The sequence below is a fragment of the Sphingomonas sp. Leaf231 genome (assembly GCF_001421995.1).
Lineage (GTDB): Bacteria > Pseudomonadota > Alphaproteobacteria > Sphingomonadales > Sphingomonadaceae > Sphingomonas.
Map to the genome: position 1 here is coordinate 34,196 of NZ_LMLS01000001.1, position 15,503 is coordinate 49,698.

The 15,503-nt window shown below is 66.3% G+C and carries 16 protein-coding genes and 1 tRNA gene; 9 read left to right on the forward strand and 8 right to left on the reverse strand.

The features are described 5' to 3' along the window. Positions 1-102: 102 nt before the first annotated feature. Positions 103-918: a 30S ribosomal protein S2 gene (gene rpsB / locus ASE95_RS00195; protein WP_056629808.1), complete on the reverse strand. Its 816-nt coding sequence runs from the start codon at positions 916-918 to the stop codon at positions 103-105. Between the two features lie 292 nt (positions 919-1,210). On the opposite strand from rpsB, the gene ASE95_RS00200 reads away from it, so the two are divergent. Further along, a complete protein-coding gene (locus ASE95_RS00200; RefSeq protein WP_156347824.1) occupies positions 1,211-1,447 on the forward strand; it encodes a hypothetical protein in 237 nt (78 codons plus the stop codon). Here the strand turns inward: ASE95_RS00200 and ASE95_RS00205 are convergent. Both ASE95_RS00205 and ASE95_RS00210 read right to left on the reverse strand, forming a co-directional pair. Further along, the gene (locus ASE95_RS00205; RefSeq protein ID WP_056629814.1) at positions 1,389-2,195 is read right to left on the reverse strand and encodes a CDP-alcohol phosphatidyltransferase family protein; all 807 of its coding nucleotides are present in this window, start codon (positions 2,193-2,195) and stop codon (positions 1,389-1,391) included. The two genes, ASE95_RS00200 and ASE95_RS00205, sit on opposite strands and share 59 nt — an antisense overlap. A gap of 11 nt (positions 2,196-2,206) precedes the next feature. After that, positions 2,207-2,929: a phosphatidylserine decarboxylase gene (locus ASE95_RS00210; RefSeq protein ID WP_056629816.1), complete on the reverse strand. Its 723-nt coding sequence runs from the start codon at positions 2,927-2,929 to the stop codon at positions 2,207-2,209. A 118-nt stretch (positions 2,930-3,047) separates the two neighbouring features. Between ASE95_RS00210 and ASE95_RS00215 the strand changes: the two genes are divergently transcribed. Then, complete coding sequence (locus ASE95_RS00215; protein ID WP_056629819.1) at positions 3,048-4,268, forward strand: NADP-dependent isocitrate dehydrogenase; 1,221 nt, start codon at positions 3,048-3,050, stop codon at positions 4,266-4,268. 43 nt (positions 4,269-4,311) lie between these two features. Here ASE95_RS00215 and ASE95_RS00220 read toward each other — a convergent pair whose 3' ends face one another. Beyond that, positions 4,312-4,497, reverse strand: coding sequence for a DUF5818 domain-containing protein (locus tag ASE95_RS00220; protein WP_235528102.1), 186 nt, complete (start codon positions 4,495-4,497; stop codon positions 4,312-4,314). 108 nt (positions 4,498-4,605) lie between these two features. Between ASE95_RS00220 and ASE95_RS00225 the strand changes: the two genes are divergently transcribed. After that, positions 4,606-4,681: transfer RNA gene (locus ASE95_RS00225), tRNA-Ile, on the forward strand. A 10-nt stretch (positions 4,682-4,691) separates the two neighbouring features. Here the strand turns inward: ASE95_RS00225 and ASE95_RS00230 are convergent. Beyond that, the gene (locus ASE95_RS00230; RefSeq protein WP_235528103.1) at positions 4,692-6,326 is read right to left on the reverse strand and encodes a sensor histidine kinase; all 1,635 of its coding nucleotides are present in this window, start codon (positions 6,324-6,326) and stop codon (positions 4,692-4,694) included. Between the two features lie 176 nt (positions 6,327-6,502). Between ASE95_RS00230 and ASE95_RS00235 the strand changes: the two genes are divergently transcribed. Then, a complete protein-coding gene (locus ASE95_RS00235) occupies positions 6,503-6,964 on the forward strand; it encodes an Lrp/AsnC family transcriptional regulator (RefSeq protein WP_056629829.1) in 462 nt (153 codons plus the stop codon). Between the two features lie 84 nt (positions 6,965-7,048). Here the strand turns inward: ASE95_RS00235 and ASE95_RS00240 are convergent, their stop codons facing one another. After that, complete coding sequence (locus ASE95_RS00240; protein WP_056629832.1) at positions 7,049-8,320, reverse strand: hypothetical protein; 1,272 nt, start codon at positions 8,318-8,320, stop codon at positions 7,049-7,051. 149 nt (positions 8,321-8,469) lie between these two features. Between ASE95_RS00240 and ASE95_RS00245 the strand changes: the two genes are divergently transcribed. From ASE95_RS00245 to ASE95_RS00260, 4 genes are all read left to right on the forward strand, one after another. Further along, the gene (locus ASE95_RS00245; protein WP_056629835.1) at positions 8,470-9,216 is read left to right on the forward strand and encodes a YaaA family protein; all 747 of its coding nucleotides are present in this window, start codon (positions 8,470-8,472) and stop codon (positions 9,214-9,216) included. Beyond that, complete coding sequence (locus ASE95_RS00250) at positions 9,216-9,872, forward strand: SDR family NAD(P)-dependent oxidoreductase (RefSeq protein WP_056629838.1); 657 nt, start codon at positions 9,216-9,218, stop codon at positions 9,870-9,872. The genes ASE95_RS00245 and ASE95_RS00250 overlap by 1 nt, the downstream gene beginning before the upstream one ends. A gap of 70 nt (positions 9,873-9,942) precedes the next feature. Beyond that, positions 9,943-12,711 (forward strand): DNA gyrase subunit A, encoded by a 2,769-nt coding sequence (gyrA, locus tag ASE95_RS00255; RefSeq protein WP_056629841.1) that lies wholly within the window; start codon positions 9,943-9,945, stop codon positions 12,709-12,711. Further along, on the forward strand, positions 12,708-13,061 hold the full coding sequence (locus ASE95_RS00260) for a DUF952 domain-containing protein (RefSeq protein ID WP_056629844.1): 354 nt from the start codon (positions 12,708-12,710) through the stop codon (positions 13,059-13,061). The genes gyrA and ASE95_RS00260 overlap by 4 nt, the downstream gene beginning before the upstream one ends. Before the next feature lie 112 nt (positions 13,062-13,173). Here ASE95_RS00260 and ASE95_RS00265 read toward each other — a convergent pair whose 3' ends face one another. Next, positions 13,174-13,608 (reverse strand): DUF488 domain-containing protein, encoded by a 435-nt coding sequence (locus ASE95_RS00265; protein WP_056629846.1) that lies wholly within the window; start codon positions 13,606-13,608, stop codon positions 13,174-13,176. A 59-nt stretch (positions 13,609-13,667) separates the two neighbouring features. Between ASE95_RS00265 and trmFO the strand changes: the two genes are divergently transcribed. Beyond that, positions 13,668-14,978 carry a methylenetetrahydrofolate--tRNA-(uracil(54)-C(5))-methyltransferase (FADH(2)-oxidizing) TrmFO gene (gene trmFO, locus ASE95_RS00270; protein ID WP_056629849.1) on the forward strand — a complete coding sequence of 437 codons (1,311 nt, stop codon included), beginning with the start codon at positions 13,668-13,670 and terminating at the stop codon, positions 14,976-14,978. Positions 14,979-14,981: 3 nt separating this feature from the next. Here the strand turns inward: trmFO and ASE95_RS00275 are convergent, their stop codons facing one another. Continuing rightward, positions 14,982-15,452 carry an Lrp/AsnC family transcriptional regulator gene (locus ASE95_RS00275; protein ID WP_056632786.1) on the reverse strand — a complete coding sequence of 157 codons (471 nt, stop codon included), beginning with the start codon at positions 15,450-15,452 and terminating at the stop codon, positions 14,982-14,984. Positions 15,453-15,503: the final 51 nt, after the last annotated feature.

The window sequence follows — 15,503 nt, forward strand, 5'->3', positions numbered from 1 at the left end:
ACGCGCCGCGATCAGGCGATCGCCGCGCGTCGAACGGAATATAGGAAACGGAAATCATGAAGGCCCCGATTACGACGCCTCCATGACATTCGCGCGTCGCCATCAGGCGGCGGCGGGCTCACCCTCAGCGGCCGGAGTTTCTGCGGTGGCTTCCGCCGGCGCTTCGGCGTTCAGCGCCTCCTCGACCGGCGGCTCGCTCATCGCGCCCATATCGATGCCACGGTTCGACTGCTGCTGCTGGTTGCCGCGGGTCGAGGCGATCGCGATCGCCTCGCAATACAGGCGGATCGCACGAGCGGCGTCGTCATTCGCGGGCACCGGGAAGGCGATACCGTCCGGCGACACGTTCGAATCGAGGATCGCGACGACCGGGATACCCAGCGTGTTGGCTTCCTTGATCGCCAGCTCTTCCTTGTTGGCGTCGATAACGAACATCACGTCCGGAATGCCACCCATGTCGCGAATGCCGCCCAGCGACAATTCCAGCTTGTCGCGCTCGCGCGTCAGCTGCAGTACTTCCTTCTTGGTCAGGCCGGCGGTGTTGCCCGACAACTGCTCCTCAAGCGACTTCAGGCGCTTGATCGAGTTCGAGATCGTCTTCCAGTTGGTGAGCATGCCGCCCAGCCAACGGTGGTTGACGAAATGCTGGCCGGCACGGCGGGCCGCCTCGGCAACCGGCTCCTGCGCCTGGCGCTTGGTGCCGACGAACAGCACCTTGCCACCGGCAGCCACCGACTGGCTGACGAAGTCCAGCGCGCGCGCGAACAGCGGCACGGTCTGCGACAGGTCGATGATGTGGACGCCATTGCGATCGCCGAAAATGTAAGGCTTCATCTTCGGGTTCCAGCGGTGGGTCTGGTGACCGAAATGCGCGCCAGTCTCGATGAGCTGCTGCATGGAGACGACAGGAGCCGCCATGGGGTGTTTTCCTTCCGGTTAAGCCTCTGGGGAGCGAGTGACGCGACCTGCAAGGCCAGCGCACCGGTTGATGATGCTCCCCATGCGGGGTTGAGGCGCGCGCCTTAGCCGAGTGTGTGGCGCATTGCAATGTTCGGATCATGATTGACAGGCCCGAACATAGGTGGAACAAGGGTTGGGAACAGAGCAGGAACCAGGTGGTATCGTGGCCGCTCTGATATTGATTCAGGAACCATGCAGCTGTGCGGGAATTTACAGCTTCATGGTTCGCACTATGTGCGAGGAGGCATGTATGGCTACGTTGATGGCGGTAGTGGTGTTCGGCGGCGCAGCGGTGTTTGCGGTCTACGCGCTGGCGGTGACGATCCGGCCGCAGGCGGCGCGGATCGTATCGGTATTGCGCGGGGGCCGCGGCGATGCTCGTTTCGAACCATTGTCCACGCTGGTGCGCGCCGAGCGGCGGATCGCGGTCAGGCGCTGGGCGGCAGGATCGGCGTCGATGGCGTTGCGGCCGCGCGAAGCCGCTTGATCCGGGCGTAGCTCGCCACGCTGAACGGCATCGAGACGAGATAGGCGATTCCGGCCACCGCCGCGGTCTGCCACGGCGCGCTGACCGCCGCGGCGCCGACCGCCACGACGATGGCGATCGCCTCGAAGCGGATATTGGGACGCAGTTTCATCGATCCCCATGAGAATGTCGCGAGGCTCGACACCATCAGCAATGCGACCATGATCGTCCATGGCGCTATCAGATAGGGATCGCGCAGCAGCGGCTCTTCCGTGACGAACCACAGGAACAACGGCAACAAGGCCAGCGCCGCACCCGCGGGTGCGGGAACGCCGGTCAGGAAACCGGCCGATTTGTGTGGCTGGTCGTCGGCGTCGATATGGGCGTTGAAGCGCGCGAGGCGCAGCGCACAGAATACGGCGAGAACGAGGGTCGCCATCCAGCCGAAGCGTGGCAGGGTGTGCAGCGACCAGAGATACAGGATCAGCGCCGGCGACACCCCGAACGAGATTGCGTCGGATAACGAGTCGAGCTCGGCACCGAAGCGGCTTTCGCCATGCAGCATGCGCGCGACCCGCCCGTCGAGTCCGTCGAGAACCCCGGCGACCAGCACCATCACCACTGCCAGTTCCCAATGCCCGGAGATCGCGAAGCGTATCCCCGACAGCCCTGAACACAGCGCCAATGCCGTGACGGCATTGGGGGCGACGGCGCGGAGCGGCAGCCCGCCGGGCTTGCGACGGAGCGGGCGGCGGATCGGCGGCTGCATAACCGGCGCGCTTACTGCGACACGCCGGTGATACGGGCGACGCCGGAGCGGCCAAGCACCGTTTCACCCGCCACGGCACGCTGTCCCAATGCGACCTGCGGCTCGTAACCTTCGGGCAGATAGACGTCGACGCGGCTGCCGAAGCGTATCAACCCCACCCGCTGCCCCGCCGCGACGATGTCGCCGATCTTGGCGAAGCCGACGATCCGTCGCGCGACCAGCCCGGCGATCTGCGTGAAGCCGACCCGACGACCATCGAAACCCTCGACCACGAAATGCTGGCGCTCATTCTCTTCCGACGCCTTGTCGAGGTCGGCGTTCAGGAACTTGCCGGAGATATAGACCACCTGCCGGATCGTGCCCGCGATCGGCGACCGGTTGATGTGGACGTCGAATACCGACATGAACACCGACACGCGCACCATCGGCATGTCACCGAGATCGCCGACCAGCTCGCGCGGCACCGGCACCCGCTCGATCATCGTGATCAGGCCGTCGGCGGGCGAGACGATCAGGTCGTCGCCGACCGGCGTGGTGCGTACCGGATCGCGGAAGAACGCGGCGACCCACAGCGTGAGCCCCAGGAATGGCCAGAAGAACACCTTCGACACGATCGTCATCAACAGCGTGATGCCGAACGCGATTGCGGTGAATTTCTGCCCCTCGGGGTGGACGGCGGGAAAGCGCCACTTGACGGTGGTCGTGACGACCGGCGGCTTGTCGAGCGAAGTCATCGCTTCGTCCTACCGGTGCGATGCCCCGGTGACAACGCCGTTGACGGCCGCGCGGTTGATCCTCGTCCGCCTTCCCCCTATCGCCGCACCAAACACCCCACGCGAAGGAAAAGCGAGCATGGCCAAGATCAAGGTGAAGACCCCGGTCGTGGAGATCGACGGCGACGAGATGACCCGGATCATCTGGGAATGGATCCGCGAGCGCCTGATCAAGCCGTACCTGGACATCGATCTCGATTATTACGACCTGGGCGTGCAGGAGCGCGACCGCACCGACGATCAGGTCACCATCGACAGCGCGAAGGCGATCCAGAAGTACGGCGTCGGCGTGAAGTGCGCCACGATCACGCCGGACGAGGCGCGCGTGGAGGAGTTCGACCTCAAGAAGATGTGGCGTTCGCCCAACGGCACGATTCGCAACATCCTGGGCGGCGTCGTTTTCCGCGAGCCGATCGTGATGAAGAACGTTCCCCGCCTGATCCCCGGCTGGACGCACCCGATCGTCGTCGGCCGCCACGCCTTCGGCGACCAGTATAAGGCGACCGATTTCAAGGTGCCTGGCAAGGGCAAGCTGACCATGAAGTGGGAAGGCGAGAACGGCGAGACGATCGAGCACGAAGTATTCGATTTCCCCGCCGCCGGCGTCGCGATGGGCATGTACAACCTCGACGAGTCGATTCGCGATTTCGCGCGCGCTTCGCTCAACTACGGGCTGGGCCGCAACTGGCCGGTGTACCTGTCGACCAAGAACACGATTCTCAAGGCATATGACGGCCGCTTCAAGGACATTTTCGCCGAAGTGTTCGAAAGCGAGTTCGTCGACCAGTTCAAGGCCGCGGGCATCGTCTACGAACACCGCCTGATCGACGACATGGTTGCCTCCGCGTTGAAGTGGAACGGCGAGTTCGTGTGGGCGTGCAAGAACTATGACGGCGACGTGCAGTCGGATCAGGTCGCGCAGGGTTTCGGCTCGCTGGGACTGATGACCTCGGTGTTGATGACCCCCGATGGCAAGACGATCGAGGCCGAGGCCGCGCACGGCACCGTCACCCGCCACTATCGCCAGCATCAGCAGGGCAAGGCCACCTCGACCAACCCCATCGCCTCGATCTTCGCCTGGACGGGTGGCCTCAAGTATCGCGGCAAGTTCGACGGCACGCCCGACGTGACGCGCTTTGCCGAGACGCTGGAGCAGGTTTGCGTCGAAACGGTCGAGAGCGGCGACATGACCAAGGATCTCGCGATCCTGATCGGGCCGGACCAGCGCTGGATGACCACCGAGCAGTTCTTCGAGGCAGTCCGCGCCAACCTCGAGAAGAAGATGGCCAACTGGGCCTGACCCGGACGGCATGGACGGCGGGTACCCCCGCCGTCCATGCTTCTCAGGCGCCGCTGATCCCGTCGACGGCGACCCGACCGTCGCTGCACAGCATTCCGCGGATGCGCACGCGTTTCTGCACATGGTCGACGGGCACCCGCGCCAGTTCCAGCACGTAGCGGCCGCCGCGGTCCCGTTGCAGCACGAAGGCCGCTCCGTCGCGCAGCAACATCCCCGTTTCGTCGATCATCCCGTCATCGGTACCCATCGCGGTCACATGGCGATTGCGGCTTGCCCGTGCAATCGAGAGAACGGCTTGCCAGCACGCGGGAACCGGCGCTACGGAACTGCGGGGTGTGGGCCTGTAGCTCAACGGTTAGAGCTGGCCGCTCATAACGGCTAGGTTGCGGGTTCGAGTCCTGCCGGGCCCACCACCGCGGACGATCACGGCATGCCGGTTGTCGCATGCCCGGCGTGGTCGAGTGCCGCGGCGGGCAGCAGCAAGGTGAAATGTCCCGGCGCGATCACGAACCGACCGCCGAGTTCCGCCGTCAGGTTCCTGACCAGCCGCAATGCGAAGCCGACGCCCAGCAAGGGCGCACCCTCGTCGACGGTCGCATCCTCGTCGTCCAGCGCCAGCAGCGTCGCCTCGTCGCGCAACGCGAACGCCGCGGGGGGCACGACTGCCAGAGCCAGCGTGCCCACCCCCGATATCAGCGCCATGGTCAGCCGCTCCCCCGGCTGTGCCGCGGACAGCAGCGTGGCCAGCAGCCGCGATATAAGCCGCTCGGCATCATATGGATCGAGCGACCAGGCGGCCTCTTGCTGCATCGGCAGCACCAGTTCGGCCCCACGCAGTGTCGCCAGCGGTGCCAGATCGTCGCCGATCCGCTGCAACAACGCCGGCACGTACGTGACGCCGTCACGGCGATCGAGCGCGCCGCCATCGATGCGTGCGGCCAGATCCAGGTCCTCGATCGCCCCGATCAACCCTGTGACGTGACGGCGAATGTCGTCCGCACGATCCCGGTAGACCGGCGCGACCGGCCCCAGCAATTCCCGCCCGATCAGCTCGGAAAAGCCGGCGATCGCATTGGCCGGTGTGCGCAGTTCATGGACCAGCCGCCGCAACCCTTCCGAGACGGCGGCGCGCGTGCGTTCGTCGCCATGCCCCGCGCGCTCGTCGATGCGCGGTCGACGCGCTTGCCCGCGCATTCCGGTGAAAGCGCCGGTCGCATGGTCGAACATCGGCACGCCTGCGATCCGCCAGTCGCCCGCGATGGCCGACGCACCAGGCACCACCAGCCGCGCGTCGGAGAATGCCGCGCGCTTGCGAAACGCACCCGAAGCGACGCCGTCGACCGCCGCTCCGGCCCAGCCCGCGTCGCGGTGATCCAGCGTCAGCCCGATCACCGCGCCGCGCGGCGCCGCATCCAGCCAGCGAATCACCCCGGCCGCATCGGTTTCGAACTGGAAGGCGGTCAACGGCGACGGCGCATCGCCCTCCGGACCGGCCTGCGCCTGTTGATGCGCCTCGATCCGGCGGACCAGTTCGGCGACCTCGAACCGCGGGCCGGCCTGTTCGGCAATCGGATCGCAGGCGCCGCCGTTCTGCACGCCGGCCGGTGCGTAGCCGAGTACGAGATCGTGTGCGCCAAGCATGTTCAGCGCACGGACCACCGATGGTGCGAGGTCGCGTCGGCGGCGTAACACGCTACGCCCGATCGGCCCGATCCGTGGCAACAGCGCTTCCCAATCATCGCTATCGAGCCGCACCGCACGCAGCGCCGCAGCGATCACGTCGGGCGTGTCGCTGGCGAAAAAGTCGACGAGCGCCACCGGCGCCTCCATCAGTGCCAGCGACCGCGCCGCAGCCAGCCGGACCGGTTCGGGCACCCGGTCACGTAGCGCGTTCAGCCGGGCCAGCAACGGCGCATCGGCGGATGCCCGCCCGCGACCGATCAGGTCGACCAACTGCCGGAACGCCGCCTGTGCACCCAGCGCGGACGTCGACTCCGCGGCCAGCACGGTCTTCAGGCTATCGTCGAACCGCACGAAACCCAGCACTCCCCGGAACACCCGCGTCCCTCGTCGCAGCCGTTTTAGGGGCATGCCGCTGCCGGGTACATCGCCGAGTATTCGGATCTATCCCGGAATGAAGCAGCTTTGGACAATTGCGTTTCCACGCAATATTCCTATAGCGCCACTGTAGGCAGCTTTCGCGAAGATACGCGGGAGCAAGCAGAGTGAGAAGTATGACCCTCGATCGGATCGACCGTGAAATCCTGGCGCTGCTACAGGAGGATGGACGAATGACCAACGTCGATCTCGCCGAGCGGGTGGGCCTGACCGCGCCGCCGTGCCTGCGCAGGGTCCGTGCTTTGGAACAGGCCGGGGTGATCCGCGGCTATCATGCCGAATGCGACGCCACCAAGCTGGGCTTCCCGATCACCGTCTTCGCGATGGTCAGCCTGCGCAGCCAGGCCGAACAGGATCTGGCAATGTTCGAGGCGCATGTCGCCGCGATCCCGGAAGTGCGTGAATGCCATATGTTGAACGGCGAGATCGACTTCATCCTGAAGATCGTCGCCGCCGACCTGGAGAGCTTCCAGCGTATCCTGACGACGAAGCTGACCTCCGCGCCCAACGTCACCAGCGTGAAATCGTCGCTGACGATCCGCACGTCGAAGTCGCGGACCGGCGTGCCGATCGACTGAGGTTCGGGCGGTCCGGGACAGGGCCTTGACGAAAAGGGGCGGCCCGCAGGCCGCCCCTTCGCTTCGTCGGTGCGATTCGAACGATCAGGCGACCGGCGGATGATCGAGGAAGTCGATCCACCATGCCGCGATGTCGGCGCGCGGGGTACCGGTGACCGCCTGGAACGCCGTCTTCGCAGCGGCCTTGTCGCCCGAATTGGTCAGCGCGATGCCAAGCCGCGTGTTGACGGTGTTCGCATCCACCCCGCCCTTCTGCAAAGCCGCGCGATACAGCGTGATCGCCTTGGCATATTCGCCGGTGCCGAGGTATGCGTCGGCGGTGCTGGCGGCCAGCTTGCCGTCGGCCGCCTTCATCGCACGTCCCTCGACTGCGGCCATCGAGCCTTCGTTCGAGATCGACTTGTTCGCCGCCGCCAGCAGGCTGCCGGCATCCGGGCTGTTCGCCGGGATCTTGCCCGCGGCCTTGCCCTCGGTCAGCACCGCCTTCGACTCCCACGGCAGGCCCTGATCGAAGGTCCACTGCGCGTAGATCTCGTAATCATACTGATCGGCCAGCGCCTTGCCGGAACGCAGCAGGCGATACAGATCGACCTTCTGCGACTTGTCCAGCGTCGCCATCGACTGCGGCTGGATGCCCCAGAACACCAGCATGTCGCGCCAGTTCTTCGGGGTCGGATAGGCGGTCAGGTATCGGCGCATCCATGCGCGCGCTTCCGTCGGGTTCTTGGCGGTGTTGTTGCGCGCGATCGCATAGCGGAAGATGTCCTCCGACGGCTTCTGGCCAGCGGCCATCTGCTCGTCGACCATCTTGGCCAGCGCCGCCGAACCACCGGCGATATCGCCCGAGTCCATCTTCAGCTTGACCAGCTGTAGCGGCAGGTTCGGGTCGTTGTACCCCAGCTGCTGCGCCTGCTCGAAGAACCGGAGCGCGCCGGGAGCATCCTTGGCATTCGCCGCGATCACGCCGCGCTGATAGGTATATTTCGCCTTGTCGGCCTGCGCGGTGCGCGGGCTGGCGATCAGCGCGTCGAGCGGCGCGACCAGGTTCGCGTTGTTCGGGCCACCCGGCTGGATCACCTCCAGGTTCAGGCGCAATGCCGCGGCGATATACTTCTCGTCGTCGGTCTTGGCGGCGGCCTCTACGGCGGCGACCAGCGGCGCAGCGGTGGCGACGTCCTTGGCCGAAAGCGCGGTCTGCGCCTGCGCGGCGGGGCCACGCACCTCGTTGCTCAGCTTGAGCTGATCGCCCTTCTGTTCTTCCTTCTTCTGCTTCTGCGCCACGGCAGGCTGCGCGAGCGCGACTGTCGCTCCCCCGGCCAGAAGCACGGCCATCACGGCGTTCGAAAGGGTCTTCATCGACACGTCTCTCCAGATTTCGCGGGCGTAACGCTCGTCGGCCGCTCTAGTGCCGGTCGCGCGCGTGTTCAAGGAATGTACCGTAGCAATGCGTGTCCGCCGCTGAACCGCGATTGAACGCGCGCCGGACGGGGCGTACGGGGACGCGGATGATCGCCGTTCTCTCGCCGGCCAAGACGCTGGACCTCGACACTCCCGCCCCGTTCCCCGCCACCCCCGCGCGCTTCGCCGGGGAGGCTGCGACGCTGGCGAAAGCCGCCTCGCACCTGACGCAGAAGCGGCTGGCCGAGTTGATGAAGATCTCCCCCGCCCTCGCCAAGCTCAACGCCGACCGCTTTCACGACTTCCCCGATGCGCAGGAGCGCCCCGCGCTCTATACCTTCGCGGGCGACGTCTACACCGGGCTGGATGCGGCGACGCTCGACGAACCGGCGGTCCATTTCGCGCAGGATCATCTGCGGTTGCTCTCGGGCCTGTACGGCCTGCTGCGTCCGCTCGACGGGATCCGCCCTTACCGGCTGGAAATGGGCACGCGCTGGGCGCCGCGGCGGGACCGGCTGACCGACTGGTGGGGCATGCGCATCGCCGACGCACTGGCGCAGGACGTGGCGGCGGAAGGATCGGGAACGGTCCTCAACCTCGCCAGCCAGGAATATTGGGAAGCGGTGTCGGGCAAGCTGCCGGACGACGTGCGCGTGCTGGCGGTCGATTTCCGCGAGGTCGACGGGCGCTTCGTCAGCTTCCATGCCAAGAAGGCGCGCGGGATGATGGCGCGCTACCTGATCGAGCATCATGTCGCCGATCTCGACGGCATGAAGGCGTTCGACACCGCTGGCTATCGCTTCGATGCCGATGCCAGCGACGAGGCGCGCTGGTCGTTCCGGCGGGCCGCCTGATGCGCGCGGTCGTCATCGGTGCCGGCGGCGGAATCGGCGCGGCGTTGTCCTCGGCGTTGGAGGAGGAGGAGAACGACGTCGTGCGCCTGACCCGCGCCGACCTCGACCTGACCGACGAGGCGAGCATCGTGGCCGCCGCGTCGCGGGTGGCGAAGGCGGATCTGGTGGTCGTCGCCACCGGCCTGCTCCACGATGCGGACCATGGCCCCGAAAAGGCGCTGCGCGATCTCGATCCGGTCTGGCTCGCCAGGCAATATGCGATCAACGCGATCGGCCCCGCGCTGGTCGCCAAGCATTTCCTGCCGCTCCTGCCGCGCACCGGCCGCTCGGTGTTCGCCGCGCTATCCGCGCGGGTCGGCAGCATCTCCGACAATCGCCTCGGCGGATGGTACGGTTATCGCGCCAGCAAGGCCGCCCTCAATCAGCTGATCCGCACGCTGGCGGTGGAGGACAAGCGCCGCAACGATCGCGGCATCGTCGTCGCGCTGCACCCGGGAACCGTGGACACGCGACTTTCCAAACCGTTTCAGCAAGGTGGCCGCGACCTGTTCCAGCCGGATCGCGCCGCGGTGCAGTTGCTGGACGTCCTCGATGGGCTGAAACCGGTCGACAGCGGCAAGCTGTTCGCGTGGGACGGCGTCGAGATTGCGCCCTAGGCGTGACTTTGGCCCGCGTGCGTCCTAGACACATGCCTGAAACGAATCCGTAAAACAGAAAGACGTTACATTGGCCGACGACACCGTCCTCGCCGATCATTCCGCTATCGCCCCCATCTCCATCGTCGAGGAGATGAAGACCAGCTACCTCGACTATGCGATGAGCGTCATCGTCGCGCGCGCGCTGCCCGACGTGCGCGACGGGTTGAAGCCGGTGCATCGCCGCATCCTGTATTCCGCCAACGAAAGCGGGTTCCTCTACAACCGGCCGTATCGCAAGTCGGCGCGCATCGTCGGCGACGTCATCGGTAAATATCACCCGCACGGCGATACCGCGATCTATGACGCCCTGGCGCGCATGACGCAGGACTGGTCGATGCGCCTGCCGCTGATCGACGGTCAGGGCAACTTCGGTTCGATGGACCCCGATCCGCCCGCCGCGATGCGCTATACCGAGGCGCGGCTGGCGAAGTCGGCGAACTACCTGCTCGAGGATCTCGACAAGGATACGGTCGATTTCCAGCCGAACTACGACGGGTCGGAACGCGAGCCGCAGGTGCTGCCGGCGCGCTTCCCGAACCTGCTGGTCAACGGTGCCGGCGGTATCGCGGTGGGCATGGCGACCAACATCCCGCCGCACAATCTGGGCGAGGTCGTCGACGCGTGTCTGGCGTATCTGGATAACGGCGCGATCACCACCGAGGAGCTGATGGAGATCGTTCCCGGTCCCGACTTCCCGACCGGTGCGATCATCCTGGGCCGCGCCGGCGCGCGATCGGCGTACGAAACCGGGCGCGGCTCGGTGATCGTGCGCTCGCGACACAAGGTCGAGACGAGCCGTGGCGATCGCACCTCGATCGTGCTGACCGAAATTCCGTTCCAGCAGGGCAAGAACGCGCTGGTCGAAAAGATCGCGGAGGCCGCCAAGGACAAACGGATCGAGGGCGTCAGCGACATTCGCGACGAATCGAACCGCCTGGGTGTGCGGATCGTCATCGACCTGAAGCGCGATGCCACTCCCGAAGTGGTGCTGAACCAATTGTGGCGGCACACGCCGGCGCAAGGGTCGTTCCCGGCCAACATGCTGGCAATCCGCGGCGGCCGGCCCGAGTTGCTGAACCTGCGCGAGATCATCAGCGCGTTCGTGCAGTTCCGCGAACAGGTCATCACCCGCCGATCGAAGTTCGAGCTGAACAAGGCGCGCGAGCGCGCCCATATCCTGCTGGGGCTGGTGATCGCGGTCACCAATCTCGACGAAGTGGTGCGGATGATCCGCGGTTCGTCCAGCCCTGCGGAGGCACGTGCCAAGCTGATCGCGCGCGAATGGCCGATCGCGGAGATCGCACCCTATCTGCGGCTGGTCGAGGCGCTGGAAACCGACGTCGCGGGCGACAGCTACCGATTGTCGGAGGTGCAGGTTCGCGCGATCCTCGATCTGCGCCTGCATCGCCTGACCGCGTTGGGCCGCGATGAGATCGGCGACGAGCTGAAGACGCTTGCCGATTCGATCGCAGAATTGCTGGCGATCCTGTCGGACCGGGTGAAGCTCTACGCGGTGATGCGGGAGGAATTCCACGACGTCCGCGACCAGTTCGCCACGCCGCGCCGCACCGAGATCGCCGCCGCTGCGGACGGCATCGACGACGAGGATCTGATCGAGCGCGAGGACATGGTGGTGACCGTCACCATGGCCGGCTACATCAAGCGCACGCCCCTCGATGCGTTCCGCGCCCAGGCGCGCGGGGGCAAGGGCCGCGCCGGCATGACGACCAAGGACGAGGACGTCATCACCAAGCTGTTCGTCACCTCGACGCACACGCCGGTGCTGTTTTTCTCCACGCTGGGCCGCGTCTATCGCATGAAGGTGTGGCGCCTGCCGGAGGGTGGCCCTGCGACGCGCGGTCGTCCGATGATCAACCTGCTGCCGCTGGAGCAGGGCGAGACGATCTCGACCGTCCTGCCGCTGCCCGAGGACGAGGCGGAATGGGGCAAGCTGCACGTCATGTTCGCCACCGCGAAGGGATCGGTGCGCCGCAACTCGATGGACGCGTTCACCAACGTGCCGTCGAACGGCAAGATCGCGATGAAGTTCGAGGGCGATGATACCGACGACCGGCTGATCGGCGTCGCGTTGCTCGACGAGGGCGACGATGTGCTGCTCGCCACCCGGCTGGGCAAGGCGATCCGCTTCGCCGCGGACGAGGTGCGCGAGTTCCAGAGCCGCAATTCCACCGGCGTGCGCGGCATCGCGCTGAAGGGGGAGGATCAGGTGATTTCGTTGTCGGTGCTCCACCGCGTGGAAGCAGATGGCGAACTGCGCGAAACCTATCTGCGCAACGCCCCGTGGAAGGATCGCGAAGGCGAGTTGACGATGGACCAGCTCGATTTCGAGCGGTTGCGCGGTGCCGAGCAGTTCATCCTGACGGTGTGCGCCAACGGTTATGGCAAGATCAGCTCCGCCTACGAATATCGGCGTACCGGGCGTGGCGGACAGGGCATCACCAACATCGACAACATCCCGCGCAACGGCCCGGTCGTCGCCAGCTTCCCGTCGACCAAGGCCGAGCAGCTGATGCTGGTCACCGACCAGGCCAAGATGATCCGCATGCCGCTGGGCAGTCTGCGCGTCATCGGGCGCGGATCGGCCGGCGTGCGGCTGTTCAACGTGGCGAAGGACGAGCATGTCGTCTCCGCCGCGCGGATCGACGAGGAGCCGGAGCCCGAGGATGCGGCCGAGGCGCTGGTCGCCGCGGAACTGGCCGGCGACGCCGCGATCGTTCCAGACGATGGCGCGTCGATCGGCGACGATGCCGCCGCCGGCCCGGAGGATGGCGAATGAGCGACATGCCGCTCACCGCCTACAAGGTGCTGACCGCCGAACAGATGACCGCGCTGGAACGTGACGGCCACTTCGCGGGCGCACCGGTGGACATCGCCGACGGGTACATTCACCTGTCGACCGCCGCGCAGCTGACCGAAACCGTCGACAAGCACTTCGGCGGGCAAGCCGACCTCCACGTCGCGGCGATCGATCTCGCCGCGCACGGCGACAAGGTGAAGTGGGAGGCATCGCGGGGCGGACAATCGTTCCCGCACCTCTACGGCGAGGTGCTGCTGGAGACGGTAGTCGCCTACGGCCCGCTGGAGCGTGGCGACGATGGAACGGTGAAGCTGCCGATCGCCGGCTGAGCGGCACGGGCAGCGACCGACTGGAAATCGGTGCGTCCGGAACCGTCCGGCAAGCAGCCTTCCACCTTTGCAGCCTTTCGTCGGCCCCGACCTCGAACCGGGGGCCGCGCCGTCACCCGGCGAACAGATCCACCACCTCACGCCCCTCGCCCACCGCACGCAGCAACAGCGTACGGTGGCAATGGCACGGATCCCGTTCGTAGCAGACCAGCGCGCTGGGCATTTGATCCGCCAGCGCCAGCATCTGCGCCGCTTGCCCCTGCGCCTCAGGCAGTTCGAGCTGCGCGTCATACACCGCAGTCAACGTCGCCACGTCGCCCTTCTTGGCCGCATCGCGCCCGCGCTTGGGCGTGCCCAGCGCCTTCAGATGGACATAGTCGATTCCCGCCTCCATCAGCGACGCCCTCAACGGCGACTTGGAGAAACCGGGCCGCCGCGACAGCGGCAGTGCGCGGACGTCGATCACCCGCCGCACGCCGGCGTCCTGCAACGCGGCGATGAACCCGGCCATCGTCGTGCCTTCATAACCGATGGTGTAGATCGTCATCACCACGAAGTGGCCGCACGCACCTGACAAGACAAGTCGCAGCGGCTATCCGCGCATCCATGACGCATGACATTCATATCGTGGGCGGCGGGCTGGCCGGGTCGGAAGCCGCATGGCAGTTGGCGGAGGCCGGCTTCAAGGTCCGCCTTTCCGAAATGCGCGGTGCGGGGGACACGACCCCTGCGCACCACACCACCGATCTCGCCGAACTGGTCTGCTCCAACAGCTTCCGCAGCGATGATGCGGACAGCAATGCGGTCGGCCTGCTGCATCAGGAGATGCGTGCGCTGGGTTCGCTGATCCTGCGTGAGGGGGACCGGCACCGCGTACCCGCCGGTTCCGCCCTCGCCGTCGACCGTGACGGCTTCGCTGCCAGCGTCACCGCCGCGGTGGCGGCGCACGCCAACATCACCGTCGTGCGCGAGCGCGTCGACATGCTGCCCGATACGCCCGCGATCGTCGCCACCGGGCCACTTACCGCGCCGGCGCTGTCGAACAGCATCGCCGCCGAGACCGGGCGCGATTCGCTGGCGTTCTTCGACGCCATCGCCCCGATCGTGCACCGCGACTCGATCGACACCGATATCGCGTGGTTCCAGAGCCGCTGGAACAAGGGCGAAGGCAGTGATTACATCAACTGCCCGCTCGACAAGCAGCAATATCTGGCGTTCATCGAGGCGATCCTCGCCGGTGAGAAGACCGAATACCGGGAATGGGAAAACGTCCCCTATTTCGAGGGCTGCATGCCGATCGAGGTGATGGCGGAGCGCGGCATCGACACGCCGCGCTTCGGCCCGATGAAGGGCGTCGGGCTCGACGATCCGCGTACCGGGCGCTGGCCCTATGCCTGCGTCCAGCTGCGGCAGGACAATGCGTTGGGCACGTTATGGAACATCGTCGGTTTCCAGACCAAGCTGAAACATGCCGAGCAGGTGCGTCTGTTCCGCACCATCCCGGGGCTGGAGAAAGCCGAGTTCGCGCGGCTCGGCGGGCTCCACCGCAACACCTTCCTGCGCTCGCCCGAGCTGCTCGACGAAACGCTGCGGCTCCGTTCGCGCCCGAACATCCGCTTCGCCGGGCAGATCACCGGTTGCGAGGGCTATATCGAGAGCGCGGCGATCGGCCTGCTCGCCGGCCGGTTCGCCGCGGCCGAACTGCGTGGCGAAACGCTGGCGCCGCCGCCGGTCGAGACCGCCTTCGGTGCGCTGCTATCGCACATCACCGGCGGCGCGGAGGCGGATAGCTATCAGCCGATGAACGTCAATTTCGGGCTTTTCCCGCCGATCCCCGGCCGCACGAAGAAGGCGGATCGCAAGAAGATGTACACCGATCGCGCACGCACCGCGCTGGCCGGATGGATGGCCGCCTGACGGTCACACCGGAATCGCGGTGGTATATTTGGTCATCGACAACGCGAAATGGGACGATGCCCCGGCCACCGACGGGTGGCCGAGCAGCGTCTGCATCAGAAAGTGATTATAGTCGCCGACATCGGTGACCACGATCCTGAGCAGGTAATCCCACTCGCCCGACATCGAGAAGCTCTCGACGATCTCGGGCCGCCCGTCGACGAAGCGCTCGAAATCGTGCCGCGCCTCCATGGCGTGGCTGCGCATCCGCACGTTGCACAACACGTTCACCCCGCGCCCGACAGCCGCCGGATCGACCAGCCGCACCGTGCGCGTCAGCACCCCCGCCGCCTCCAGCGCCTTCACCCGGCGCCAGCACGACGCGGAGGACGCGCCCACGCTTTGCGCCAGATCGGCGTTGCTGAGCGTCCCGTCATGCTGGAGCGCCGAAACAATCCGCCGATCGATCGCATCCAGTGGAACCGCGTGTTTCATGAAACCCGCCATAGGCTGCCATCCGTTTCATCGATAGGGGTTTGCGCGGCA